This is a genomic window from Pseudoalteromonas sp. S3785 (assembly GCF_005887365.1).
Taxonomy (GTDB): Bacteria; Pseudomonadota; Gammaproteobacteria; order Enterobacterales; family Alteromonadaceae; genus Pseudoalteromonas.
This window is the reverse complement of sequence record NZ_PNCT01000031.1, coordinates 38,732-63,080: the sequence shown is the minus strand read 5'-3', so window position 1 is coordinate 63,080 and position 24,349 is coordinate 38,732. Positions and strand designations below refer to the sequence as shown.

Here is a 24,349-nt window from a genome sequence, read left to right as displayed (position 1 = left end):
CCGAGCAACAACGAGTTTATCGCCCCTAGGCAGAACCCGAAGGGCAGCGCATGTTTGGCATTTATGCTGCGTTATCGCCTATTTATGGGGAATAACCACACTTCATAGGCTCCGCCTTGCCTAAAAACCAAACATACTGCTGCAAATTCGACCATCAAGGAACAACACGCCCTAAATTTTACACTCGACAAATTTTAGCAAGTTTAATAACGTGCACAGCATTAGAGTTAATGAATAAAAGCCGATGAAAACAAATTTAATAACCCGCGAAGGTTACATACAATTACAGCAAGAGCACGACCATTTATGGAACGTTAAACGCCCTGAAGTTACTAAAATAGTGAGCTGGGCGGCAAGCCTTGGCGATCGCTCAGAAAACGCAGATTATCAATACAATAAGCGCTTACTGCGCCAAATTGATCGCCGCGTTCGGTATTTGCGCAAACGCCTACCCGATTTAAAAATTATTGATTACTCACCGCAGCAAGACGGTAAAGTATTTTTTGGTGCATGGGTAGAAATAGAAAACGAGCAAGGCGAGATAAAAAAATTTAGAATTGTGGGACCTGATGAAATATACGACCGCAAAGACTACATATCAATTGACTCACCGATGGCGCGCGCCTTGATAAAAAAACAAGTAGACGATGATTTTGAGGTACCTACACCGCAAGGTAAAAAAGAATGGTATGTAAATAGTATTGAATATCAAAAATAATCCCCCATAACATTATTAATAGGGAATGACTTTGATTCAGATCAGGTAAATTTTTTATTGTGTAATATATCTCATTAGGATATATATTAAGTCCGCAGGTTTATTTTTAACCTGATTTTTAAGGTAATGGCTATGTCAAACTTAGTACAGCGCATATGTAGTAATGCCGTATTGTTTGCACTTTTAATGAGTGTGAGTTTGACACTGCACGCCAATACCACCGAAGTAAGTATAGATAACGCCAGTGTATCTAATCATTTTATCGCTTGTGAATTTCCTGACCAAGCAACCCCCGACATTGACTTAGATTCTCATGTTAATGCATTTGCTATTAGGTTGTTTCAACCGCTACCTAATGCAGTTTCATCTTTATACCAAAGTACAAAGCTAAACCGTCCTTTTAGTACGGCATATCAACGTGGTCCACCTAGCTATTTAATTTAATTCACAATTTTACTTTTTGATTAAATTTTATAACGAATAAGGTGACTACCATGTCTAACTTTAAAGAATTGCGTACCCAAAATATTTCTAATGCTGTTATTGCAAGCACGTTTGAAGAGCCACAAGCCGCTATTGATTTAACGTCTCCGGCATTAACCGTAATCAATAACTTTACCCAAAAAACGCCTATTCGCGCTCCATACGACACAACAATTAACGATGCGCTTAAACAGGTGTTAGCAGAGCATTCTGACTATGTATTGGTAACTGATGAGGCGCAAAAATTAATTGGTATTGTTTCAAGTGCCGACTTACAAAGCGCTAAAATTACAGCCATTGCACAGCGGTTAAATACCACTCGCAATGAAGTGAGCCTACGCTACATTATGACACCTATTAGTCAACTTAGTGGTGTAAGTATGCAAAGCCTAAGCTATGCAAGTATTGGCGATGCACTGCAAACAATGGAACATCAAGGCAGTATGTTTTTATTAGCAACAACCACTAATAACGAAATATGCGGTTTAATTTCGGCGCGTCAAATAGCTAAAACGTTACATATTCCGGTACATATTACCCCTATTGCTCACACGTTTAGTGATGTTTTAGAAAGTGTAGAGCACCCTCACTAAAGCGCGCTTTTTCACTTTGTAAGCTCAGCCAAGCCAATCATCTTAAAGCAAGCAAAATTGCTTGCTTTAAGAGCTTTTTATTACAACCTGCTGTGATATTATTCAACTAATAAATACCTACCAAACTCATTAAATAGCAACTTTAATAAGCTAGGTATAACAGTACCAGAGGGATTTTCTGGTTTTATTTTTTGTATTAAAAGGTTTATGCATGAGCGATATCTCTGCACGTTTAGCCACTGAGCTAAATGCACAACAGCAACAAGTTGTTGCTGCTACAAAATTACTTGATGAGGGCGCAACAGTTCCTTTTATTGCGCGTTACCGTAAAGAAATTACCGGTGGATTAGACGACACGCAATTACGCCTTTTAGAGCAACGTTTGTCGTATTTACGCGAGCTTGAAGAGCGCCGCAGCTTTATTTTATCAACCATCGAATCACAAAATAAATTAACGCCAGCGCTAAGTGCCGATATTACCAACGCGCAAAGCAAAACTGAGCTTGAAGATTTATACCTTCCTTATAAAGCGAAGCGCCGTACCAAAGGTCAAATAGCTATTGAAGCAGGCCTTGAGCCACTTGCCGATGCGCTATTTAACGATGCAAACTTAGACCCTGAGCAACACGCACAGCAGTATATTAATGTCGACCAAGGTATTACAGATACCAAAGCAGCCCTTGATGGTGCTAAATTTATTTTAATGGAACGCTTTGCAGAAGATGCTAAGTTATTAGCAAAATTTAGAAGCCACATTAGCCAACACGGCGCCATACAAAGCACACTTATTGACGGTCAAGAGCAAGCGGGTAGCAAATACCGCGACTACTTTGATCATCAAGAACCTCTTAAAAAGGTCCCTTCGCACCGTGCACTTGCTATGTTACGCGCACGAAACGAGGGTATTTTACAGCTAAGTATTAACCCAGAGCCAAGCAGCGAAAATGCAGCCCAGCTATGCGCACAAATGATTGCTGATCACTACCGCTTAGACGTGAAATATAAAGCAGCTAGCGCATGGTTGTTAAGCGTTGTGCAATGGGCTTGGAAAATAAAGCTTGGCCTACACTTAGAAAATGAATTTTTAGCAGCCATGCGAGAAAAAGCCGAAACCGGCGCTATAGATGTATTTGCTAAAAACTTAAAAGACTTACTTATGGCCGCGCCTGCTGGGCCACGAACCACGCTTGGCCTCGATCCTGGGTTACGCACTGGCTGTAAAATTGCCGTAGTTGATGGCACAGGTAAATTGCTTACAACGCAAACTATTTTCCCCCACGCGCCACAAAATCACTGGGAAAAATCGTTGCGTACATTAGAGCAATTATGTCGCCAGCATAAAGTAGAGCTTATTGCGATTGGTAACGGAACCGCATCACGCGAGTCTGACAAGCTAGTAGGCGAACTTATTAAGGCTAATGCTGAGCTTAAATTAAATAAAATTATGGTAAGTGAAGCCGGTGCATCTGTTTATTCTGCGTCTGAATTTGCAGCGAATGAATTTCCTGATTTAGATGTGTCTTTACGTGGCGCGGTATCTATTGCGCGTCGCCTGCAAGATCCACTTGCCGAGCTTGTTAAAATTGAGCCAAAATCAATTGGTGTAGGCCAATACCAGCACGATGTATCGCAAAGCCAATTGGGCCAAACACTGACCGCAGTGGTAGAAGACTGTGTAAACTCTGTGGGTGTTGATTTAAATATGGCGTCGGTGCCGCTCCTTACTCGCGTGTCGGGGTTAAATAAAACCTTAGCGCAAAATATAGTAAATTACCGCGACACTAACGGCACGTTTACTAAACGTAGCGAACTTAAAAAAGTTGAGCGTTTAGGACCAAAAGCGTTTGAGCAAGCTGCAGGCTTTTTGCGAATTAATAACGGGAAAGATCCACTTGATAACTCATCTGTTCATCCTGAGGCTTATCCTGTTGTTAAACTTATTTGTGAGCGTAACAACCTTGATGTAAATAGCTTAATTGGCAACAGCGAGTTTTTAAATAAACTGGTTGCTAATGACTACACCGACGAGAAGTTTGGCTTACCTACTGTAACCGACATCATTAAAGAGCTAGATAAACCTGGGCGCGATCCTCGTCCTGAGTTTAAAACTGCTGAATTTAAAGCCGGCGTAGAAAAAATCACAGACTTAAAACCTGGAATGATTTTGGAAGGTGTGGTTTCTAATGTAGCTAACTTTGGTGCGTTTGTTGATGTAGGTGTACACCAAGATGGCCTAGTGCATATTTCGGCAATTACTAATAAGTTTATCTCTGATCCTCGCGAAGTAGTAAAAGCCGGTGACATTGTAAAAGTAAAAGTGGTTGAGGTAGATGCCCCACGTAAGCGTATTAGCTTTACTATGCGCTTAGATGATGAAATAGACACAAGCAATAAACCCGCTGCTGCGCCGCAAAAGCAACGCAGTAACCAAGGCCAGCAACCGCATGCAGCAAAACCAAAGCGCGATAACGGTAACGCCATGATGGGTAATGCCTTTGCCGATGCATTTGCTAATGCAAAAGTAAAAAAATAAACGCTGTTAACTTACTAAACCAAAAAAGCCGCTCATTGAGCAGCTTTTTTTAATTGTGCTTAACTAGTTTTAACCAAACGCAGAAAAACCACTCTCGTTTTGTGGCGAGCTAGTCATTTGATAAAAATTAGCAATACGGCCAGCTCGAGCGTCTACTTCAGGATCGCGTGATTGCTCTGTATTAGTATCGCTTTGAGACTCAGCGGTGCTGGTTTCGTTTATTGATAACGCACTTTGTGGCTCTTGTGCTTGCACTTCATCGTCAGCAGGGGCTGATAATTCAGCTTGTGCTGCGGCCATTTTTTGGGTTGCATCAGCCGCGATTGCCCTGTCGGCACTTGATGGCTCTGCTGGGGCAAGTGCGGCTGCACGTACCGTTTGCATTTTCTCTATAGTGGCTTGCGGATCGCCGGGAATTACAGATACATCAATTTGTACCTCACCGCCTACCGCGTAATTAGTGCCATCTGGTCCTCGTTGGTATTCATAGCTTGGCGAGCCTGCATACTGCCCACCCACCGATGCATGAGCTTGCTCATGCACACGCACTTCAGTGTCGCGCGCTTTAAGCTCTTTAATTTGCTGCTGTTCTATTTCAAGCTGTTGCTGCTCTTGTTCTTCCTCGGAGGTGTCTTCGCTTGCTTGTGGATTTTGTTGCTGTTCGTTATTTGAATCTTCACTGCCTTGCTGACGCTGCTCAACAGTTTGCTCATCATTCAGCTTACCGGTTGCATCGTACGTAGCGGAGTCTGCACTTGTTGGCAGCTTTGCTTTATCAGCATCACTTTGCGCTTTGGTTTCGGTATTGCTGGCGCTATTAGGAGCAGGGGCAGGAATAACGTCGCGCAGTTGGTTGTCACGCCGAGCGGTTTCCGTATAAACATTGGCGGTATTTATATTGATAGACGGAAATGGCGTGACAATATTCATAACGGTTAAACTTTAATATCGATTAACGTACCAAGCACTTCATCAGCCGTTTGAATAGATTGCGTGTTTGCTTTGGCATTAAATTCTTCGACTTTTAAATTAACAAGCGCTTCGTCAACTCGAGCGGGTTGTGCAACAGGCGCTGTTACAGCTTCATCTGAACTCGCTGCTGTTAACTGGCGCTGTTGGGCTAGCTGTGTATCGTCTTGCTCTTCAATGGTGGCACGGTTTATCTCTGCGCTTGCTCGCTCTATACCTTGGCTTGCACGATTAAACCCTTCTACACCACTATTAAATACTGAACCAATAGCCATGCTGTACCTCCAAAAAATAAATATTGTTTAATTATCGCTCACTTTATGGCCAAAATAAAGCTTTAAACAGGACCTTTCTTTAGGCTGTTTTAAAGCATTGATTTAACGGCAGATAAAAACTCTTTTTTGTGAGAAATAAACGGTGCATGCGAAGCTTTGTCTAGTACTTCGTATTCAAACTCAGCATTTAGTGCTGCCATTTTATTAATTGCTTTGTAAGGTACCAGCGCATCTAAACGACCAAATATCGCTTTTATAGGCACTGGGCAATGTGTAAATACGTCGCGCAAATCATCATTTTGTAAAATGTTTAAACCCGCACTTAACGCTTCACTTTCTGGGGCATTATACTGGTTTAACAATTGCTTTAGCTGCTTTATATCATCGCGTGCCGACTCGCTCCCCATAGCCTGAATAGCTAAAAAGCGCTCTATGGTTTTTTCTCGGTGATTAACTAATTGCTCTTTAAATTGCTCAAGCACGCTGGCTTTTATGCCAGGCCAATCATCTGCCTCGGCGAAAAAAGGGGTTGAGGCAACTAAAATAACTTTTGAAACTTTTTCAGGCCAATGCTTTGCAATATACAATGCAAACAACCCTCCTAGCGACCAACCCATTACAATAGAGCCAGAGCTAAGTTGCTCGCTTACGATTTCAGCCGCATCGTGCAAATTATAAGGGCTTGGGCAGCTATTGCTATTGCTGTTGCCAAAGCCAGGCAGGTCAATACTGCGCACCGAGCCACTGTATAAAAACGTTAACTCTGGCTGCACTAATTGCCATACGCCTTGATTCATACCCCAACCATGTAATAAAACTAACTCGCTTTGCATATTTGCCTAACCTTAACCAAACTTAGCTCCATCATAACGGTTAATAATGCGAAAGCAACGCAAGGAGCTGTCAATGCAGCACACATTCTTTAACTGGCTGTTTCCCTCTTACTGCTTGCAGTGTCAGGGGGTTGTTAGTACTCAAGAGGCCCTGTGTAACTATTGTTTGGCAGATTTAAACGTGTTTGATTTGAATAAATACAGCAATTTATTACACCGCCCTGATATTGTAGAAATGTTTCCAAATTGCGAATTTGATAAGCTCTTTGCCTGCGCTTTTTACCAACCCCCTTTTGAGCACTGGCTTAAACGCCTCAAATTTAATAATCAAATTCATTATAAAAAAGCACTGCAACAAGTAATTAAATGCCAACTTGCTCTATTTTTTGAAAATTTAGCTACCCAGCCCGACATTTTTATCATTCTACCCTTGCATCAACGCCGTTTTTTAACACGAGGGTTTAATCAGGTCAGTCAAGTATGGCAGCCTTGTTTAGCCAAACACGCTTGCATTAGTAATGCGCTTACACGAAATAAAGCCACGCAAGCACAGTCCCGACTATCTAAAGCCAAACGGATTCAAAATGTAAAAAATGCCTTTGTATGTACACAAGATATGAGCGGAAAAACAGTAGCAATAGTCGATGATGTAATGACCACAGGCGCAACGCTCAACGCAGCTACCCGAGTATTAAAGGAAGCGGGCGCTAAACAAGTGTGGGCTTTTGTTACTTGTTTAACGCCACTTTAACAGTGTACTTAATCGCCTCTCACTCTAAATGTATGCCCAAAAAATAACGCATTACTGAGTAATCGACTTGTGCCGTACCAGTATCCTCTAAAAACGGGGTTATCGGTCATTGCAATAACACTGCCACGCCCGTATGAGTGAGCAATCATGGCTGCTGCACCGGCAATTTGCTGCTCATTTACGCCATCGGTAAACCCTGCTAGTAGTGGTTTTTGTGGGTAAGTGAGTATGTTTACGAACGGTGCGGATGATTTTTCTAATAACCAAGTGCTATTTTTAAATACTGGTAATGTTTCGCGATTAAGCGAAAATGTAAGTGGATGCGTGGTGTCCACATCGGTATTAAAAATAGCGCCGGCTATACGTTGTCGCCCAGCTAAATGATCTTTATCTGCGTAATTTAGCCCTTGAGTATTAAAAGCGCTGGCTACATCTTGCCTAGATAAATAATTAGCCTTAAGTAATTGCTGATCAGCTAAAAATTTAGCGCCGCCTTTGTGGCCCCAAATTACGCCGCCTTTTCTTACCCAGCTTTTAATGGCAACTTTATCACTATCAGGTAAGCCCGAATAATTGCCATTCGCTAGTACAATGTGGCTGTAATTATTTAAATCTAGGCTACCTAAACGCTCCATTTCTACTATGGTCGGAGAAATACCGACAAAGCGGTCTAGGTAATACCAAACTTCGCCTGCTTCGTATTGGCTTACACCTTTACCGCCCACAAGCAGTACTTTTGGCTCGTTTAATACTGCCATAGTGCGCGACCCTAAATCGGCGCCTTTACTAGTAAGACCGGTGGTAATAGGCTTTATCGCAATACCAAATTGGGTTTGCGCATCGTTTAAAATAGCCACCCAATCAGGGTCCGTTTGCAACCCAGCAGGAACGATAATACTGCCAGGTGCAAAGTCTATTTCGGTGGTGCTGCTTTTCGCTGTTAATGCGCTTAACGCTACACGCGCTTTAATGCCTTGCTTTAACAAGCTATTTAACATTTTAGGTGCTAAGTAATCATCCCAGGCAAAACCAAATGCATAGCTTTTCTTTAACGCAGCAAATGATGGTTTAACGGTTTTTTGCCACGCAGTACTTGCAACCTCTAAACCCCAACTACTTTTTACTTTTGCAAACTCTAAATTAAACGCATGGGCAAGGGTCCAGCCCGACACATCATAAAATGTGTTGTCGGCAAAGCTTTTTTGCTCGCTGAAAATAGCCTTAACTAATCTAAATTGAGGTTGTGCCAGCGGGACAAAGTAACTATTTGTAGAAAAGTTTTTACCATTGGCCTTTAGCGTTTTGGTAAGTGGGTAAGCATTTATTTGATGCTGCTTTAACAGGTTTAAAAATAGTTTAATGCGGGTGCTGTCTTTAGCGCCCTCAACCACATAGCCTTCAAAACTTTCATCATGTGCTAAATCAATTGCTTGGTTATAAAATTTTGCCTGATAGGTTAATAGCGCCTCACGGTTATCTACCGCTGCTTTAAAGGTTGATAGGCTGGTTAATAACTGATTTTTAATAGTAAAAGGAAAGGTAAGCGTACCGTTTATAGTGTCTTGTACATGCCCACGTGAGCTTGCTTGCTCAAATAAAATACCTATACCGCCGTTTACATCAGGGTAGGTTGAACCCTTGCCGTAATAAAAGTCGTCAAAGCTTTCTTCGGTAAAATAAAGGGCATTATTTTTGTCTAAGGTTTTAGCATGGTAATTGGCTATAGCTTTAGTAAGCGTTACGTTTTCATCTGGGGTGATTGGGTGCTTGCGACTAGCAATACCTGGTTGAAAAAAGTAGCTGCTGTTAGGGCCCATTTCATGAAAGTCGGTAAGGATATTTGGCTTCCATTGATGAAATTTAGCAATGCGTGCTCGCGACTCTGGGTGTTGTAGCAATAACCAATCGCGGTTTAAATCAAACCAATAGTGGTTTGTACGGCTACTTGGCCAGCTTTCTACGTGTTCACGCGTTTTTGGGTCGCTTGATAAGTTCATCCCCCGATTACTATTAGCCCAATTGGCAAAGCGAGCCAAGCCATCGGGGTTAAGTGAAGGGTCGAGCAAAATAACGGTATTATTTAATAGCTTTTCTATTTCTGGGCCTTGCGCTGCAGCAAGGTAATACGCAACCAATAAAGCGGCATTGCTGCCTGATGACTCATTGCCGTGCACACTGTATCCCATCCAAACTACAGCAGGCTCATTTTGTGTGTTTTTAGCTTGCTCACTGTTTGCTAAACGGGCTAAATGCGCTTGGCGAATTTGCTCTAAATTAGCGAGTTTTTCAGCGCTGCTAATACTTAGCATCACAAGCGGACGTTGCTCGTGTGTGCGCCCTATTACTTCAAAATTTATACGATTACTTTTTTGCGCTAATATTTCCATATAACGCACAAGTTGGTCGTGCCTTACATGCCACTCACCTACTTCGTAACCAAGTACGTCTTGTGGGGTGGGTATTGTTTTATCAAACTCTACATCTTGTTCAAAATAATACGAAAGTGGTTTTGCCATACTTGAAAAGCTAAGCATTGCCACCATTATAGTTACTATCCAGCGCATATAAATCACTCTAAAAATGTTTGTTATTTGCACGCTAGCATTGCTTAAAATAGATGCCAACTTTTTACGCTCAACACTAGCCGCAACACGATGAGCGGAGTATGATATGCAGTATCCGAGTAATTTAGTCAAGTATAGACGGTTTTATGATTTCTATTTCCGAAACAGCACAAGCGCATTTTGCTAAACTTTTAGCAGATCAAGCACAACAAACTAATATTCGAGTGTTTGTTGTAAACCCTGGTACATCACAAGCGGAATGTGGTGTTTCTTATTGCCCAGAAGACGCCGTAGAAGACAGCGATATTCGTCTTAACTTTAATGGTTTTGATGCCGTAGTAGATACAGAAAGCGCCCCTTTTTTAGAGGAAGCTGAAATTGATTTTGTTACCGACAAAATGGGCACTCAGTTAACGTTAAAAGCGCCTAATGCAAAGGCACGTAAACTAGGCGATAACGCATCGCTAAATGAGCGTGTTCAACACATGCTTGAAACCGAAGTAAACCCACAGCTAGCTAACCATGGTGGCCAAGTTAGCTTAGTTGAAGTAACCGCTGAAGGTATTGCTGTACTTCAATTTGGTGGTGGCTGTAATGGCTGTTCTATGATCGATGTAACCCTAAAAGAGGGCATCGAGAAAGAAATGGTTGCTAAATTTGATGAAATCACCGGTGTTGCCGATATTACCGAGCACCAAGCGGGCGATCACTCTTATTACTAAGCAATAATGTTAAAGCCGCTTATTTATCGCTTAGGGAGCAACCCTAAGTTGAGTTTAACGCGCTTTTTTCGCGGCTTAGCACTGTTTGTGCTAGCCGTGATATTTATTGCCCTTGGCTACTACACTCATTTTAGTTTGCAAATTATAGGCGTGGTTATTTTAATCCCGGCATTATTTTTTGCTGCATGGGGGTATAGCGGTATTTTTGCCAATCGTTTCTCACAAGTTTTAAAAGATATGGGGCCAAAAAATCACGACCCCGACCTATGGAAATGACGCGTTCGCTTAATCGAGTAGCTGATTCGTTGCTTTTAACTGCAAGTACTTAATAATTAACGTAACGCCGCGCATAAACATAAAGCAACTCATAGCCAGCCATAATGCATTATTTTGCCACTCTATAAACACCCAAAACACCCCAAAAAAGCCAACAGCAGCCGAAAGAATCATACTGTTACGCATATTTTTTGCCCGTGTAAGCCCTACAAATACGCCATCAAACAAAAAGCAGCTCATTGCTAACATAGGCAATACGATTACCCATGGTAAGTAATTTGTCGCCGCTTCTATTACTTCGGGCACATTAGTTAAAAGCTTAATAATAGCACTGCCAAACACAGCAAAAAATACGCTGTACAACACGCCAAAAAGCATTCCCCAAAACACACTTATTTTTACCCATAACCTGATATTATTAACGCTTTGCTGGCCTTTTGCTTGGCCAACTTTGGCTTCGCTAGCATAGGCAATGCCATCAAGCGCAAAGCTTACTAACATTAAAAAGTTAAGTAATACTGCATTTGCTGCAAGCGTTGTTTCGCCTAAGCGCGCACCATAAAAAGTCATAAAGCTAAAGCACAGTTGCAAAATTAAAGAGCGAATAAATATATCTCTATTTAAACTAAGTAGCTCTGTCATTTTGCTGATACTAAGCCAGTTTGGCACGCTTAGCGCCACGCCTTGCCTTTTAGCGAGCTTAATCACTAGTAACAACGCAAAAGCCAACGCGCAGTAATCTGCAATTAACGACGCCCATGCTGCTCCCGCTACTGCCCAGTCTAAATACACCACAAAATATATATCGAGCACTATGTTGGTAATATTGGTCACTAACAGCAAGTAAAATGGCCCACGTCCATAATGTACGCCAAGCATCCACCCTAGCAGCACTAAATTACACAGTGCGGCAGGGGCACTAAATATACGAATACTAAAATACTGATATGCTTGCGCTAAAACCTCGCTATTTGCGCCTGACAAAAAAGCGATTGCTTGTTTTATCAAGGGGGAGAAAGCAATAAGCGCTAACGCCACACACACAGCCAGCAATAAGCTACGTTTTAAAAGCGCAGCCAACTGTGTTAAGTTATTTTGCCCGTATGCTTGGGCTACTAACCCTGTGGTACTCATACGCAGAAAACCGGCGAGCCAAAATAAAATAGAAATAACAGTTGAGCCAAGTGCAATGCCCGCTAAGTAATGTGCACTACCTAAGTGGCCGATAACAGCAGTATCAACAATTCCTAACAGTGGGACAGTAATATTTGATAATATCATTGGTCCCGCTAGCAACAGCAAGCTTTTATGGTGTGCCTTATTATGTTTAAGAAATTGTTTCATTTAGTTTTAATTACTCTCATTTGTTTTTCAGTACGCGCTCATGCGGCGGTTATTCTACAGTATCACCATGTAAGCGAAACCCTTCCGGCTGTGACAAGTGTAAGCGCAAATACCTTTACCAAGCACATGAGCTATTTAAAAGAACACAATTTTAATGTTATAGCGCTAAATGAGCTAATAAACGCTATACAACAGGGCAAAAACTTACCTGAAAAAACAGTCGCTATCACCTTTGATGATGGCTATAACAACAACTACGAACAAGCAGCGCCAATTTTAGAAAAATTTGGCTACCCCTATACTATTTTTGTAAACCCTACCCTTATTGATGAAGGCAAAGGCTACATAATGGGGTGGGAAAAATTAAAAGAGCTCGCTGGCAAGGGAGCGTTAATTGCAAATCATACCGCCCAACATGACTACCTGCATATCAAGCTAAAAAATGAGAGCGATGCGCAATGGCGGGCACGTATAAAACAAGATATTTTGCACTCGCAACAACGCATTAAAGAAGAAATAGGTCACGACTACAAATACCTTGCTTACCCGTATGGCGAGTTTAACAACACACTACAAGGGCTTGTAAAAGAACTTGGTTTTGTTGGTATAGGCCAACACTCAGGCGCGGTTAATAGTAATTCTAATTTTACACGTTTGCCCCGTTTTCCAGCCTCTGGCTTTTATAGTAAATTAGATACGTTAATCACAAAATTAAACTCACGAGCGTTTAATATAAAAAATCTAGACTACCAAGACAGTGTAACCTCGCAAAATCCTCCAACACTGAATATTGAGTTTGAAATGGGCGATTTTCATAAAAGCCAGTTTGCGTGCTATGTATCAAGTGTAGGGCAGGCTAAATTAACGTGGATAAACGACAGGACTGTAAAAATTGACTCGCCAAAGGCGCTAAATAAAGGTCGCTCACGCTTTAATTGTACCGCGCCTTCTATCAAGCATGCTGGTAGTTACTATTGGTTTTCACAGCCGTGGGTTATTCAGTAGTAATTACAACCTATATTTAAAACGGTACGTAACAAGCTATAACTCGTCTTACACCTTTATAGCTTGATGCAATAAGCGCTGCGTTACTTTATCAAGCGCAACAATTTCATTAGCGGCACCTAAATCTACTGCCGCTTTGGGCATTCCCCACACTACAGAAGAAAACTCATCCTGGGCAATGGTGTAACCCCCCGCTTGTTTAATACTTAGTAAGCCCTTTGCGCCATCGCTTCCCATACCGGTGAGCAGCGCTGCCACAATGTTTTTTGCGCCACACTCAAGTAACGAGTTAAATAATACATCTACCGCCGGTTTATGGCGGTTCACCGGTTCAGAATCATCAAGTTCGCAATATAAACTCACCCCTCTTTTTTTTATGCTTAAATGCAAACCGCCTGGGGCTATATACGCACACCCTGCACTAAGCTTGTCACCGTGCTGCGCTTCTTTTACGTTAATGGCACAAGTGCGGTCCATACGCTGCGCAAACGAGGTACTAAATACCGGAGGAATATGCTGAGTGATCACAATTGGCGGGCTATTTACTGGCATTTTTATAAGGACTTCTTTTATTGCTTCTGTGCCCCCTGTCGAAGCCCCAATAGCAATAACCTTGTTTAATAAAAATTGTGCATTGGTGGGCAAAGGCTCGCTCACTGTCGTGGCTTTTTTAAAGCTTCTTACCCTAGCACCTGCCGCCACGCGCACTTTTTGCTGCACGACATACGCATATTGACTCATTTGCTGCTTAACATTCACAGTCGGCTTGGCAATAAAGTCCACCGCACCAAGCTCAAGCGCTTCTAAGGTGATAGGTGAGCCTTGCTGGGTTAATGTAGAAATCATCACAACGGGCATAGGTCTTAAGCGCATTAGGTTTCTTAAAAAACTAATGCCGTCCATTTTTGGCATTTCTACATCGAGGGTAAGCACATCTGGATTGAGCAATTTAATCATTTCTCGTGCTTGGTAAGGGTCTTCGGCACAGCCAACAACCTCGATATCGCTCGCCTGAGATAGTATTTCGCTCAACAAACGCCTTATCAGTGGTGAATCATCAATTATCAGAACTTTAACCATGAGGGCTCCTAAAACAGCTCTATGTTAGTCTCGGTGGCTTTATCTTGTTGCTTAAGGTTTTGCAGGTAGCGCACTTCGCGTTTTTCAATTGTATTGTTATGCAAATTCTTCAGCTTTTTTACGTGAACCTTGCCCGTATGCGGATGAAAAAAAATTTTCCGTGGCCACGGCCCTCCCATATCTTGTGCTACAAGATTAAGCGACTCTTCCTGAATATACGCATTGGCAAAGCTAATATTACCTATCCCTATGTCGGTCATGGCGCTAATTATTTTTCCGCCACCAAAGAGCTTTATTTTTAAATTTTTTCGTGCAGCGCCACCTTTTAACACTTCGTTGATCAGGTATTCCATTGCCCAATTTCCGTAGCGACAACTTAAACTATGTGCACTGTTTAACTCTAAACCTTTTTTTACCGGCAGCATAAAATGATTTACGCCTCCTATACCGGCTTTTTCATCATATACACACGCGGCTATACATGAGCCTAGTACTGTAGAAATAAGCTCATCATTTTTAGAGACATAAAATTCGCCAGGTAATATTTTTGCCACCACGCTTGTGCGCCCTGCATCCCAGTAACGTTTTATATGTTCAAACCCTGGGAGCACCGGCCTAAACTGTGCGTGCATTGTGTTGCTTTTGATACATAGTTTTCCCTAAATTTTTAAACTCAGAATGCTCTTTTCCCATACTCTCTGAGTGCCCTAAAAACAGATAGCCGCCTCGATTAAGTGCATTTGCATAACGTTTAAACAAGGTGTCTTTTGTTTCTTTATCAAAATAAATAACCACGTTACGGCATAAAATTAAGTCAAACTGCCCTTTCATAGGCCATTCTTGTAAAAGGTTAAGGCGTTTAAAAAAAATGTGTTTATTTAGTTGTGGTTTCACTTTATATGTTTGCCCATCTTTGCTTTTTAAAAACCACTTTTTAAGTACATTGTTTTCTAAGCCATTTACATTAGCCGCGGTATAAATACCCGCTTGTGCTTTGGCTAATACATTAGAATCTAAATCGGTTGCTAAAATTTTTACATCCCACGAACTTGGGAATAAATCGGCAAGGGTTATTGCTAAGCTGTAAGGCTCTTCGCCTGTAGAGCAACCCGCTGACCATACGCGTACTCGTTTTGTTACTTTATTACTGCTAAGTAACTGCGGCACTATGGTGTTTTTTAAAAACTCAAAGTGGTGGGGTTCTCTAAAAAAGGAGGTTAAGTTAGTGGTAATAGCATTAATAAATGCGTCAAACTCAGCCTCTTTATTATTGTTTAAGTACTCTAAATACTGCGAAAAGTTTTTAAGTTTATGCTCTCTTACCCTTCTTGCTAAGCGGGAATACACCATTTCGCGTTTATGATCGCCAAGCACAATTCCGCATGCGTTATAAACCAACGTGGCAATATCTTTAAAATCTTTATCGGTACATAAAAATTCTTTCATTGTTATACCATCCCTTGTAAAGCAGGCTTGCTGGCATCTTAACTAGCAAGCCAATAGTGACTAAAACTCTTCCCACTCATCTGCTGAGTCTATAAAGTTTTCGCCTTTGGGTTGGGTATTTTTTAAATAGCCACTAGGTTGACGCGCTGGGGGCGCTGAGCGTTCAAAGTGCGTATTTGGCAATGTATTCATACCTTGCTGCCCGAGAGAGAAAAAGTGCAGTAATTGGCGCATCTCATTGGCTTGCTCAGCCATGGACTCACCGGCAGCAGAGGCTTCTTCTACAAGTGCCGCATTTTGCTGGGTCATTTCATCCATTTGCGCAACGGCTTTATTAACTTGCTCAATGCCTGCGCTTTGCTCTTCAGAGGCCTCGGTTATATCCGAAATCATTTGCGTAACACGTTGTACGCTTGAAACAATTTCTCTAAGGGTTTCGCCCGACTCATTTACAAGCACAGAGCCATCGGTGACTTTTGCAACGCTGTCTCTAATGAGCTCTTTAATTTCTTTGGCCGCTCCTGCTGAGCGCTGCGCTAGGTTGCGCACCTCGCCAGCAACCACAGCAAAACCTCTGCCTTGCTCACCCGCTCTAGCTGCCTCTACAGCCGCGTTAAGCGCCAGTAAATTAGTTTGAAAGGCAATTTCGTCAATAACACCTATAATGTCAGCAATTTTTTTGCTCGATTCGTTAATAGCCGACATACTCGTTACTGCTCTATTAACCACTTCTCCGCCTTGAATTGCTTTGTCGCAGGTTTCTTCGGCCAAATCGTTAGCAACTTTTGCGTTATCTGCATTTTGCCTTACGGTACTGGTCATCTCTTCCATACTCGACGCAGTCTCTTCAAGCGATGAAGCTTGCTCCTCGGTACGCTGACTTAAATCTGCATTACCTTGTGAAATTTCCTCTGCACCACTGGCAACAAGTGTGGCTGAGGAGTTTATGCGATTTATAACATCTGTGAGTTTATCTGCCGTGGTATTAGCATCTTGCTTGAGCTTATCAAACGAGCCTTGATACTCTTTCTCTATGCGCTTTGACAGATCGCCATTGGCCATTGCATCAAGCATTTGAGCGGTATCGCTAACGGCATCATCCACAATTTCCACTAAGCTATTTAAACCCTGCGCCAAGCGTAAGAAAAAGCCTTCTTTACCTGTTTCATCTACACGCGTATCTAAATCGCCTTTACCAGCATTACTCACTAATTGCGCAATTTCTTTTTCTATGGCGACTTCACTTGTTCTATCTTCCCACTCAACTACGGTGCCTATACGTTCTTGTTCTGGTGTGAAAATAGGGTTTGCCACTAACCCAAAGGTTCGTCCGCCTACTTTTATTTCAGCGCGATATGTTGTTGTAAGCTTAGCTAATAAGTTTTGCTGGTGGGCCGGGTTTTTGTGGAATATATCTATATTTTGCTTAATTAAATTAGTGCTATCAAAGTTTGGCAGCTCTTTTTTCAAATCATCTTCAGCAATACTCATCATCGATTTAACCGCGTTGTTCATATAAACAATCACATTTGAGGCATCGGCTATCATGGTGTTTGTTGCTACGGTATCAAGCGCCTGTTTTACTCTTAAGTTTTCTTGAGCTTCAGCGCGCTCTTGCTCTGCTTTTGCTACACTATCGGTAATATCTTCCCACTCAACAATGGTGCCTAAGTGTTTACCTTCATGATTTATCCATGGTGTGGCAATCAAACTAAAAATAAGCCCTGCTAAACGTAACTCAGTTTTGTAAGGTTGCTTTAAGTTTTTTAATAGCTCGCGTTGATGAGCTGGGTGCTTATGAAAATCATCTACACAGGTGCCGATTAAATTATCGACAGAAAAACTAGGTAGCACACTTTGCAAGGCCGTTTCACGTGCTTTGAGCATTGACTTAACTTGATCGTTTACAAATACAATATTGAGATCTTTATCGGCAATCATTACATTGGCTTGGCAAACGGTTAACGCACTTGCTAAGTCCGCAGCCTTTTTAGACTCACGCTCTAGCTGTTTTTGCGCGGTGATATCACTTGCGTATTTAATCACTTTATAAGGCTTGCCATTTAAATCAAATATCGGGTTATAAGAGGCTTGAATCCATATTTCTTGCCCTTGTTTACCTATGCGCATGTACTCGCCCGAGTCGTATTCTCCACGCCCAAGCTTTTCCCAAAACTGTTTATACTTGTTTGTTTTAGCGTATTCTGGGTCCACAAATAATTTATGGTGTTGGCCTTTTATCTCGCTAAGTTGATAGCCTAAACCGTTTAAAAAATTGTCATTGGCCGTAATAATTGTGCCATCAAGATTAAACTCTATCACCGCCTGCGATTTACTAATTGCCTCAAGCTGACCTTGTGCTTCAGCGGCCTGTTTTTTTTGCTCGGTAACATCTGTGGCAAATTTAATTACTTTTAGCACTTGGCCTTGGCTATCAATAATCGGGTTATAGGTCGCTTGAATCCATACCTCACGACCTCCATTTGCAAGGCGTTTAAACTCGTCAGAAATGAACTCACCACCGCGTAAACGTTGCCAAAAATTTTTATACTCGCTGCTTTGTGCTTCGTCTGGTTCAACAAACATAGAGTGGTGCTGGCCTTGCACTTCTTCTAAGCGATACCCCATTGCATTTAAAAAGTTTGAATTGGCGGTAATTATTCTGCCACTCGGTTCAAACTCAATAACTGCTAATGATTTATTTAATGCATTAACGATTAAGTCATTACTTGATTCTGATTGCTTCGGATTAATAAACCATCCCATGCCCATCACCACCTTTATGTTTGTTTTTGTTGCTACATAGCACTGCGGCTATATATCCATTGTTCTTTGTAAGTCAATTAACGAGACCATTTTTTCACCTACGTTTACCAGCCCTGCCACATACTCACAATTACTCGAATCAGACAGGCTAGGGACGGGCTTGGCGTCTTGCTCTGCAATGCTGTAAACATCAGAAACCGCATCTACTGCGATGCCCATTACTTTTGAATCGTTTTCAAAAGTAACTTTTACAACAATAACAACCGTTAATGGCCCATATTCAGTACTTGGCAAACCAAAACGTAAGCGCAAATCTATTATTGGCACTATGGTGCCGCGAAGGTTTATCACTCCTTTAACAAAATCGGGAGCGTTGGGCAGTACGGTAATTTCTTCCCAGCTTCTGATTTCTTGCACGGTTAATATATCTACACCGTACTCTTCATCAGCCATAATAAAGGTTAAAAATTGCTTAACGCCTTGCTGTTGCTCTAAATCAATTTTGTTATTTAACTCGCTTTGTGCGCTAATCATGAAGCCTCCAGAGGTGTTTTAGAGTCTATGATTAGCTCTTGGCTACCTGGTTTTTTAAGCCCAGATAATTTTATTAAGCCGCTAATATCAACAATTAACGAGACACGCCCGTCGCCTAAAATAGTTGCTCCAGACACGCCATCCACTTTTTGATAATTCGCCTCTAAACTTTTTATTACTACCTGCTGCTGTGAAAGTAAGTCATCAACCAGCAAGCCCACTTTTTGGTTGTCGGTTTCAACAACCACCAGCAAGGTTTTGTCTAATGACTCTATGGCGTTTTGATGATTAAAAATTTGATACAAGCGTAAAATAGGGATGTATTCGTCACGCAGTCTTAGTACATCTAAGTCTTTACCCACTCGGCTTACTTTAGTGATATCAATCTGTAGCGATTCAACAATAGAAATAAGCGGAATAATATAAGTATGCTGCGCAACCTTAACTAATTGACCATCTAAAATGGCAAGCGTAAGAGGTAGCCTTATTGTAAAAGTAGAGCCAACGCCAGGTGCTGATGAAACCTCAACTGAGCCATTTAAAGATTGAATATTGCGCTTAACAACATCCATTCCTACACCACGCCCAGATAAGTCGCTAACCGCATCGGCGGTAGAAAAACCGGGCATAAAAATAAGCTCATTGATTTCATCATCTGTTAAATTGCAATCAGCGGTAATTAGCTCATTAGCAATGGCTTTTTCTTTTATTTTTTGCGTATTTAAGCCTTGTCCATCGTCCATTATTTCTATCACGATATTACCGCCTTGATGAAAGGCATTTAAGGTCACGGTGCCCACGGGGTCTTTACCTGCGGCAACTCGTTGTTCAATTGTTTCAAGGCCATGGTCGAGCGAGTTTCTGACAAGATGCACCATGGGGTCGGATATTTTTTCCATTACCGTTTTATCAAGCTCGGTTTGCTCGCCTAATAATTTTAACTCCACCTGCTTATTTAGTTTTTGCGCTATATCGCGCACTAAGCGCGGAAACCGGCTAAATACAAAGTTAATCGGTAACATACGAATACGCATAACATTTTCTTGCAGGTCTCGGGTATTGTGCGCCAGCTGCGCAAGGCCTTCTTGTAATGACGTAATGGTCGATTCGCTAATTTCTTGTTCGCTCAACTGATTTAACATGGCTTGTGTTATCACCAGCTCACCGACCATGTTTATTAATGAGTCTACTTTGTCTATTCCTACTCTTATGGATGTAGACTCCGGTGCTGATGTTGGCTTTTTATCGGCTATGGGTTTGCTTTTAGGTTTATCGGGTGCTTTTTTGGCATCGCTAATAGGCTGTGTTTGAGCTGTGCTGTGGTTGCTCTTTTCGTCCGTGTTTGCGGTGTGAGAACTGTCTTCATCAAATAACCCGCCACAGAGCTCTATTTTTATATCGGCATCATCCTCTACCCACTCAAACACCTCTTTAATGGCGGCTTCTTTTTCGCTGGTATTTAAAAAAAAGCGCCAGTGCAAGTAGCACTCGTCACTGCTTAAATCTTTAATATCTGGGATATCGTCTAAAAATGCCTGCGTTTCAAGCTCGCCGAGTTCAGCTAACTCGCTGATCATAAATAAAGGCTCGTTGCCTGTTTTAAAAAGGTGATGATGCGGTTTAAAATCAATTTGAAAAGTATTTACCTCAGCAGCAGCCGTTACTTCGCTTGCCTCGGTTGGGGCTGAATCGGCTTGCATTTCGAGTACAATTTCAAACTGTTTTTTTAAGGTCGTAGCGTGTGATAAATCAGGCTCTTGCTCAGCTTGCAGCTCACCAAGTAACCCGCGCAAGCAATCAACAGCTTTAAGCAATAAATTAACATGTTCGGTGGTTAGCTCGCGCTCGCCTTGGCGTATTTGATCGAGTAAGGTCTCAAGCACATGAGTAAACTCAGCGACAGAGTTAAAGCCAAAGGTGCCACTGCCCCCTTTAATTGAGTGCGCAGCTCTAAAAATAGTATTTATTGTTTCTAAGTCTTCTTCGCCGGGCTCTAAATTTAATAGCTCGGCCTCCATTGTATCTAGGCCTTCAAAACTTTCTTCAAAGAACACTTCAAAAAATTGACTTAAATCTATACTCACGCCGCACTCCTCAGTTAACGAATTACTTTTTTAAGCACCGCTAGTAACTGATCCGGGTTGAATGGCTTTACAATCCAGCCTGTTGCGCCAGCTGCTTTGCCTTCTACTTTTTTATCCAATCCTGACTCGGTAGTTAACATTAGCAGCGGCGTAAATTTGTAATCAGGAAGGCCTCTGAGTTCTCTGATAAGCGTAATACCATCCATAATGGGCATATTTACATCTGAAATGACCGCATCAAAACTTTGCTGCTTGGCAATCGCAAGAGCCTCGCTGCCATCTTTTGCTTCGGTAACATCAAAACCTGCGGTTTTAAGCGTAAAGCTCACCATTTGACGCATTGACGCAGAATCATCAACCGCTAAAATTTTCTTCATATAAACCTCTACCCTTTACTATCAAGTATTAAATATTGACTTAAGCCAAGTTGATTAATGGCGTTTTGAAGTGCATCACTGTTACCTACCCATACAATTTTATGATGTATGGTAAGTAGGTGTTTTTGCAAAGCACACAAAAGTTGAATTGACGCGGTATCGGCTGAAATAACCTCACTGACATCTAAACAAATATCGTTGTTGCTATTGAGTTCTTGTAATAAATCTTGGTGAAGAGTCTCTACATGCATAATTGCAAGTTCGCTTGGAAGTTTTAGCATTTTTTCAGGACTTTCCCTGTCAATTCAATTCATAACAAAAGCTTAGCCTTAGTTATTAAAATTGCCATAAAAGGCTCAAAAAAATTAATAAAACTTTTAAAAGTGGCGCTAAAAAGCAAAAAAGGAGCCTAAGCTCCTTTTAAAATTCGTGAAAAGTGAAAAACTAGTTTTTATAGTAATCCGCTATTTGTTTAAATTCGCTAATAAGTTGAGTGGTATTAATAAGGGGGACATTGCCCTGTTGGAACTCAGGCTTAAATATGGCTCTTACCGCTCCATTTGCATCAACTAAAGCCACCGAAGCACTATGATCGACCGCATATTCTGATTCTTGTGAGTCACTAATGGCATAAATTAAGCCAAGCTCTCTCACCACTGGGAATAAGTTTTTGTGCTCACCTGATACAGCTAAAAAATCAGGGTTAAAATAATCAATATAGGCCTTTCGTTTTACCGGTGTATCGCGCTGGGGGTCTACCGACATAAACCAAATTTGCAGTGGGTATTCGTTATGTAACTTTTTATACACGCTGTTTAGTTTAGCAAGCGTTAATGGGCAAATATCTGGGCAGCTGGTATAACCTAAAAATACTAAGTTCCACTGCCCCATAAATTGCGCCTTGGTAACTAACTCACCGTTTTGGTCATTAAGCGTAAAATCTGAAAGAGGCTTTGCTTGCTCATACACTAAAGCTTGCACATCGGGTGCACTATTTTGCTCTGAGCAAGCAACAAGTAAAAACGAAAAAATTACAACTAAGCTAATCCGTAACTGCTTCATAAAGGGAGCCATTTATCTATAAATAAGATCACGAAGAGTACCATTAAATGCACAATTGAAAAGCGAAATAAGTCCATGGCATTACTATTATCAGGGGCTAGCTTTAGCTTAACCGCTTTATATAAAAAGAGTGCATTGAGCACACATGCGCCGACTAAATAAATACCGTCCGACATACCAATTAAATACGGTAACACGCATACAAGCGCCAGTAATATGGTGTAAGCCACAACACACGTTTTGCAAAAATCGATACCATGAGTCACTGGCAACATGGGAATTTTAGCGCGTTCGTAATCGCTTTTGCGTGCTATTGCCAGTGCCCAAAAGTGCGGTGGGGTCCACGTAAATATAATCATTACAAGTAACCATGGTGCGGCTGCCATTTGATTTGTTTCAGAAACCCAACCCAATAAAGGCGGCATTGCGCCAGCTAAACCACCAATCACAATGTTTTGCGGTGTGGCACGCTTTAAAAAAGAGGTGTAAATAAAAGCATATCCCACTAATGCAAACAACGTAAGTACGGCCGTTAGGGTGTTGGCCCAAAGCATTAGCATTATAAAACCGGCAACCCCTATCACACCTGCAAAGCTTAATGCATGGGTTTTACTAAGCCGGCCTTTGGCTACAGGGCGGTGGCGTGTTCGCGCCATTTTTGTATCTATTTCGCTATCAACAACATGGTTTATTACCGCCGCAGCGCCAGAGAGCAACCCAATGCCTAATAAACTAATAAATTGTACTGCAATGCCTCGCCCTACATCAGGCGCCAGTGCCAAGCCAACCCAGGCAGTAAGTACCAACATAGCCACTACTTTAAACTTGCTAATAGCTAAGTAATCTTGCAGTAAATTATAAGCACGTTGAATAAAAGGGTGTGCGCTAATAACTTGTAGTTCTTTTTTGTCGAGTGTGAGTGCCATAATTATTCCCCTTTAAGTGCGTGCTTTTAGGTAGTAACACAACCTAACCATAGTCAATAACAAGATAGCTGCCATTAAATTGTGTGCCAGCGCCACTCCTAGCGGAAAATGCCAATGCACCACCGCAAGCCCCAAACTAATTTGGCACAGTAGCGCAACGAGCACGCTGACAGTACAGTGTTTTATTTTTGCAGATTGCGCCTGACTGTATATACGCCACATAATTAGCGCCAATACAACACATGTAACTAGCGCCCAAATTCTGTGTAATAGGTGAATAGACATACGCGCCTGTTGCGATAATACTCCGTACTCATAGTTACTGTGCTCAAGCGGTAGCTGAAACACACTACTGAGTGAAAATGGCTGCGCATAACTACACAGCGGTAAGCCATTACAGTGTGGCGCTGCATAATTTGCTGCAAGCCAACCACCTAATGCAATTTGAATAACCAATACAGCCAATGCAACTAAGCTCAATGAAAAGTAGCGTTTAGCGCTACTATCTCCGCCCTCTATGGGTTTACTGGTTAAACGCAGATATAAAAGAGTGATTAGCGATAAAATACTAAACCCCCCCAGTAAATGCCCCATTACAATGAGCGGTTGCAAGTTCATAGTAACGGTCCACATACCCAGCGCTGCCTGAAATATAACTAACAACAATAATGCTAGCGGTAATTTAACCGGCGTGTTTGAGTTATGGCGCTTTACAAAAGCCAACCCAAATAGCGCTAAAATAAGTAACCCCAGCGCACCTGCAAAGTAACGGTGGATCATTTCTTTCCACGCTTTGGCGGTTTCAAACATCATATCTGGGTAACTTTGGGTAGCCAGTGCGATATCGGCTTCATGTTTTGGTACAGTTAAAAAGCCATAGCAACCTGGCCAGTCAGGACAACCAAGCCCTGCGTCACTCAAACGTGTATATGCGCCTAGCCCTACCACTAATAATGCGAGCAACCCTGTTGCAAGTACCCAGTGTTTATAATTTTTATACATAGGAAT

The 24,349-nt window shown here is 41.8% G+C and carries 24 protein-coding genes; 8 read left to right on the top strand and 16 right to left on the bottom strand.

Features of this window, described 5'->3' with window-relative positions; genetic code table 11:
- Positions 1-244 precede the first annotated feature (244 nt).
- The 4 genes from greB (at position 245) to CWC17_RS09265 (ending at position 4,327) form a co-directional block, all read left to right on the top strand.
- Positions 245-718 carry a transcription elongation factor GreB gene (gene greB, locus CWC17_RS09280; protein ID WP_055015444.1) on the top strand — a complete coding sequence of 158 codons (474 nt, stop codon included), beginning with the start codon at positions 245-247 and terminating at the stop codon, positions 716-718.
- A gap of 132 nt (positions 719-850) precedes the next feature.
- Positions 851-1,162 carry a hypothetical protein gene (locus CWC17_RS09275; RefSeq protein WP_138612684.1) on the top strand — a complete coding sequence of 104 codons (312 nt, stop codon included), beginning with the start codon at positions 851-853 and terminating at the stop codon, positions 1,160-1,162.
- Between the two features lie 50 nt (positions 1,163-1,212).
- Positions 1,213-1,794, top strand: a complete 582-nt coding sequence (locus CWC17_RS09270) for a CBS domain-containing protein (RefSeq protein ID WP_138612683.1) — start codon at positions 1,213-1,215, stop codon at positions 1,792-1,794.
- 211 nt (positions 1,795-2,005) lie between these two features.
- On the top strand, positions 2,006-4,327 hold the full coding sequence (locus CWC17_RS09265; protein ID WP_138612682.1) for a Tex family protein: 2,322 nt from the start codon (positions 2,006-2,008) through the stop codon (positions 4,325-4,327).
- A gap of 69 nt (positions 4,328-4,396) precedes the next feature.
- On the opposite strand, the gene CWC17_RS09260 is transcribed toward CWC17_RS09265, so the two are convergent.
- The 3 genes from CWC17_RS09260 to bioH form a co-directional block, all read right to left on the bottom strand.
- The gene (locus CWC17_RS09260; protein ID WP_138612681.1) at positions 4,397-5,257 is read right to left on the bottom strand and encodes a putative metalloprotease CJM1_0395 family protein; all 861 of its coding nucleotides are present in this window, start codon (positions 5,255-5,257) and stop codon (positions 4,397-4,399) included.
- A 5-nt stretch (positions 5,258-5,262) separates the two neighbouring features.
- The gene (locus CWC17_RS09255) at positions 5,263-5,571 is read right to left on the bottom strand and encodes a hypothetical protein (protein ID WP_138541005.1); all 309 of its coding nucleotides are present in this window, start codon (positions 5,569-5,571) and stop codon (positions 5,263-5,265) included.
- An 89-nt stretch (positions 5,572-5,660) separates the two neighbouring features.
- Positions 5,661-6,404: a pimeloyl-ACP methyl ester esterase BioH gene (bioH, locus tag CWC17_RS09250; protein ID WP_138612680.1), complete on the bottom strand. Its 744-nt coding sequence runs from the start codon at positions 6,402-6,404 to the stop codon at positions 5,661-5,663.
- A 73-nt stretch (positions 6,405-6,477) separates the two neighbouring features.
- Between bioH and CWC17_RS09245 the strand changes: the two genes are divergently transcribed.
- On the top strand, positions 6,478-7,155 hold the full coding sequence (locus CWC17_RS09245; RefSeq protein WP_138612679.1) for a ComF family protein: 678 nt from the start codon (positions 6,478-6,480) through the stop codon (positions 7,153-7,155).
- An 8-nt stretch (positions 7,156-7,163) separates the two neighbouring features.
- Here the strand turns inward: CWC17_RS09245 and CWC17_RS09240 are convergent, their stop codons facing one another.
- Entirely contained in the window at positions 7,164-9,719 is a 2,556-nt protein-coding gene (locus CWC17_RS09240) for a M14 metallopeptidase family protein (RefSeq protein WP_138612678.1), read from the bottom strand.
- 146 nt (positions 9,720-9,865) lie between these two features.
- Here CWC17_RS09240 and nfuA point away from each other — a divergent pair, with 146 nt between their 5' ends.
- On the top strand, positions 9,866-10,441 hold the full coding sequence (nfuA, locus tag CWC17_RS09235; protein ID WP_055015452.1) for a Fe-S biogenesis protein NfuA: 576 nt from the start codon (positions 9,866-9,868) through the stop codon (positions 10,439-10,441).
- A 6-nt stretch (positions 10,442-10,447) separates the two neighbouring features.
- Positions 10,448-10,717, top strand: coding sequence for a hypothetical protein (locus tag CWC17_RS09230; protein WP_138541002.1), 270 nt, complete (start codon positions 10,448-10,450; stop codon positions 10,715-10,717).
- A gap of 9 nt (positions 10,718-10,726) precedes the next feature.
- Here CWC17_RS09230 and dinF read toward each other — a convergent pair whose 3' ends face one another.
- Complete coding sequence (gene dinF / locus CWC17_RS09225; RefSeq protein ID WP_138612677.1) at positions 10,727-12,061, bottom strand: MATE family efflux transporter DinF; 1,335 nt, start codon at positions 12,059-12,061, stop codon at positions 10,727-10,729.
- Between dinF and CWC17_RS09220 the strand changes: the two genes are divergently transcribed.
- On the top strand, positions 12,041-13,066 hold the full coding sequence (locus CWC17_RS09220; RefSeq protein WP_138612676.1) for a polysaccharide deacetylase family protein: 1,026 nt from the start codon (positions 12,041-12,043) through the stop codon (positions 13,064-13,066). The genes dinF and CWC17_RS09220 overlap by 21 nt on opposite strands.
- Before the next feature lie 48 nt (positions 13,067-13,114).
- Here the strand turns inward: CWC17_RS09220 and CWC17_RS09215 are convergent, their stop codons facing one another.
- The 11 genes from CWC17_RS09215 to CWC17_RS09165 all read right to left on the bottom strand — a co-directional run bounded on the left by CWC17_RS09215 (position 13,115) and on the right by CWC17_RS09165 (position 24,343).
- Positions 13,115-14,146 (bottom strand): protein-glutamate methylesterase/protein-glutamine glutaminase, encoded by a 1,032-nt coding sequence (locus CWC17_RS09215; RefSeq protein ID WP_055017969.1) that lies wholly within the window; start codon positions 14,144-14,146, stop codon positions 13,115-13,117.
- 8 nt (positions 14,147-14,154) lie between these two features.
- Positions 14,155-14,778 carry a chemoreceptor glutamine deamidase CheD gene (cheD, locus tag CWC17_RS09210; RefSeq protein ID WP_029774194.1) on the bottom strand — a complete coding sequence of 208 codons (624 nt, stop codon included), beginning with the start codon at positions 14,776-14,778 and terminating at the stop codon, positions 14,155-14,157.
- Positions 14,762-15,592, bottom strand: a complete 831-nt coding sequence (locus tag CWC17_RS09205) for a CheR family methyltransferase (RefSeq protein WP_138612675.1) — start codon at positions 15,590-15,592, stop codon at positions 14,762-14,764. Before CWC17_RS09205 ends, cheD begins: the two co-directional genes overlap by 17 nt.
- 60 nt (positions 15,593-15,652) lie before the next feature.
- Positions 15,653-18,358, bottom strand: a complete 2,706-nt coding sequence (locus CWC17_RS09200; RefSeq protein ID WP_138612674.1) for a methyl-accepting chemotaxis protein — start codon at positions 18,356-18,358, stop codon at positions 15,653-15,655.
- A gap of 48 nt (positions 18,359-18,406) precedes the next feature.
- Entirely contained in the window at positions 18,407-18,892 is a 486-nt protein-coding gene (locus CWC17_RS09195) for a chemotaxis protein CheW (RefSeq protein WP_055015456.1), read from the bottom strand.
- Complete coding sequence (locus tag CWC17_RS09190) at positions 18,889-20,976, bottom strand: chemotaxis protein CheA (protein ID WP_138540997.1); 2,088 nt, start codon at positions 20,974-20,976, stop codon at positions 18,889-18,891. The genes CWC17_RS09195 and CWC17_RS09190 overlap by 4 nt, the downstream gene beginning before the upstream one ends.
- 14 nt (positions 20,977-20,990) lie before the next feature.
- Positions 20,991-21,353 carry a response regulator gene (locus CWC17_RS09185; RefSeq protein ID WP_029773320.1) on the bottom strand — a complete coding sequence of 121 codons (363 nt, stop codon included), beginning with the start codon at positions 21,351-21,353 and terminating at the stop codon, positions 20,991-20,993.
- Between the two features lie 8 nt (positions 21,354-21,361).
- Positions 21,362-21,658 carry an STAS domain-containing protein gene (locus CWC17_RS09180; protein ID WP_502704911.1) on the bottom strand — a complete coding sequence of 99 codons (297 nt, stop codon included), beginning with the start codon at positions 21,656-21,658 and terminating at the stop codon, positions 21,362-21,364.
- A 139-nt stretch (positions 21,659-21,797) separates the two neighbouring features.
- Positions 21,798-22,415, bottom strand: coding sequence for an SCO family protein (locus CWC17_RS09175; RefSeq protein ID WP_138612673.1), 618 nt, complete (start codon positions 22,413-22,415; stop codon positions 21,798-21,800).
- Positions 22,412-23,341, bottom strand: a complete 930-nt coding sequence (gene cyoE / locus CWC17_RS09170; RefSeq protein WP_138612672.1) for a heme o synthase — start codon at positions 23,339-23,341, stop codon at positions 22,412-22,414. The genes CWC17_RS09175 and cyoE overlap by 4 nt, the downstream gene beginning before the upstream one ends.
- A gap of 12 nt (positions 23,342-23,353) precedes the next feature.
- Positions 23,354-24,343, bottom strand: a complete 990-nt coding sequence (locus CWC17_RS09165) for a COX15/CtaA family protein (RefSeq protein ID WP_138540992.1) — start codon at positions 24,341-24,343, stop codon at positions 23,354-23,356.
- Positions 24,344-24,349 lie beyond the last annotated feature (6 nt).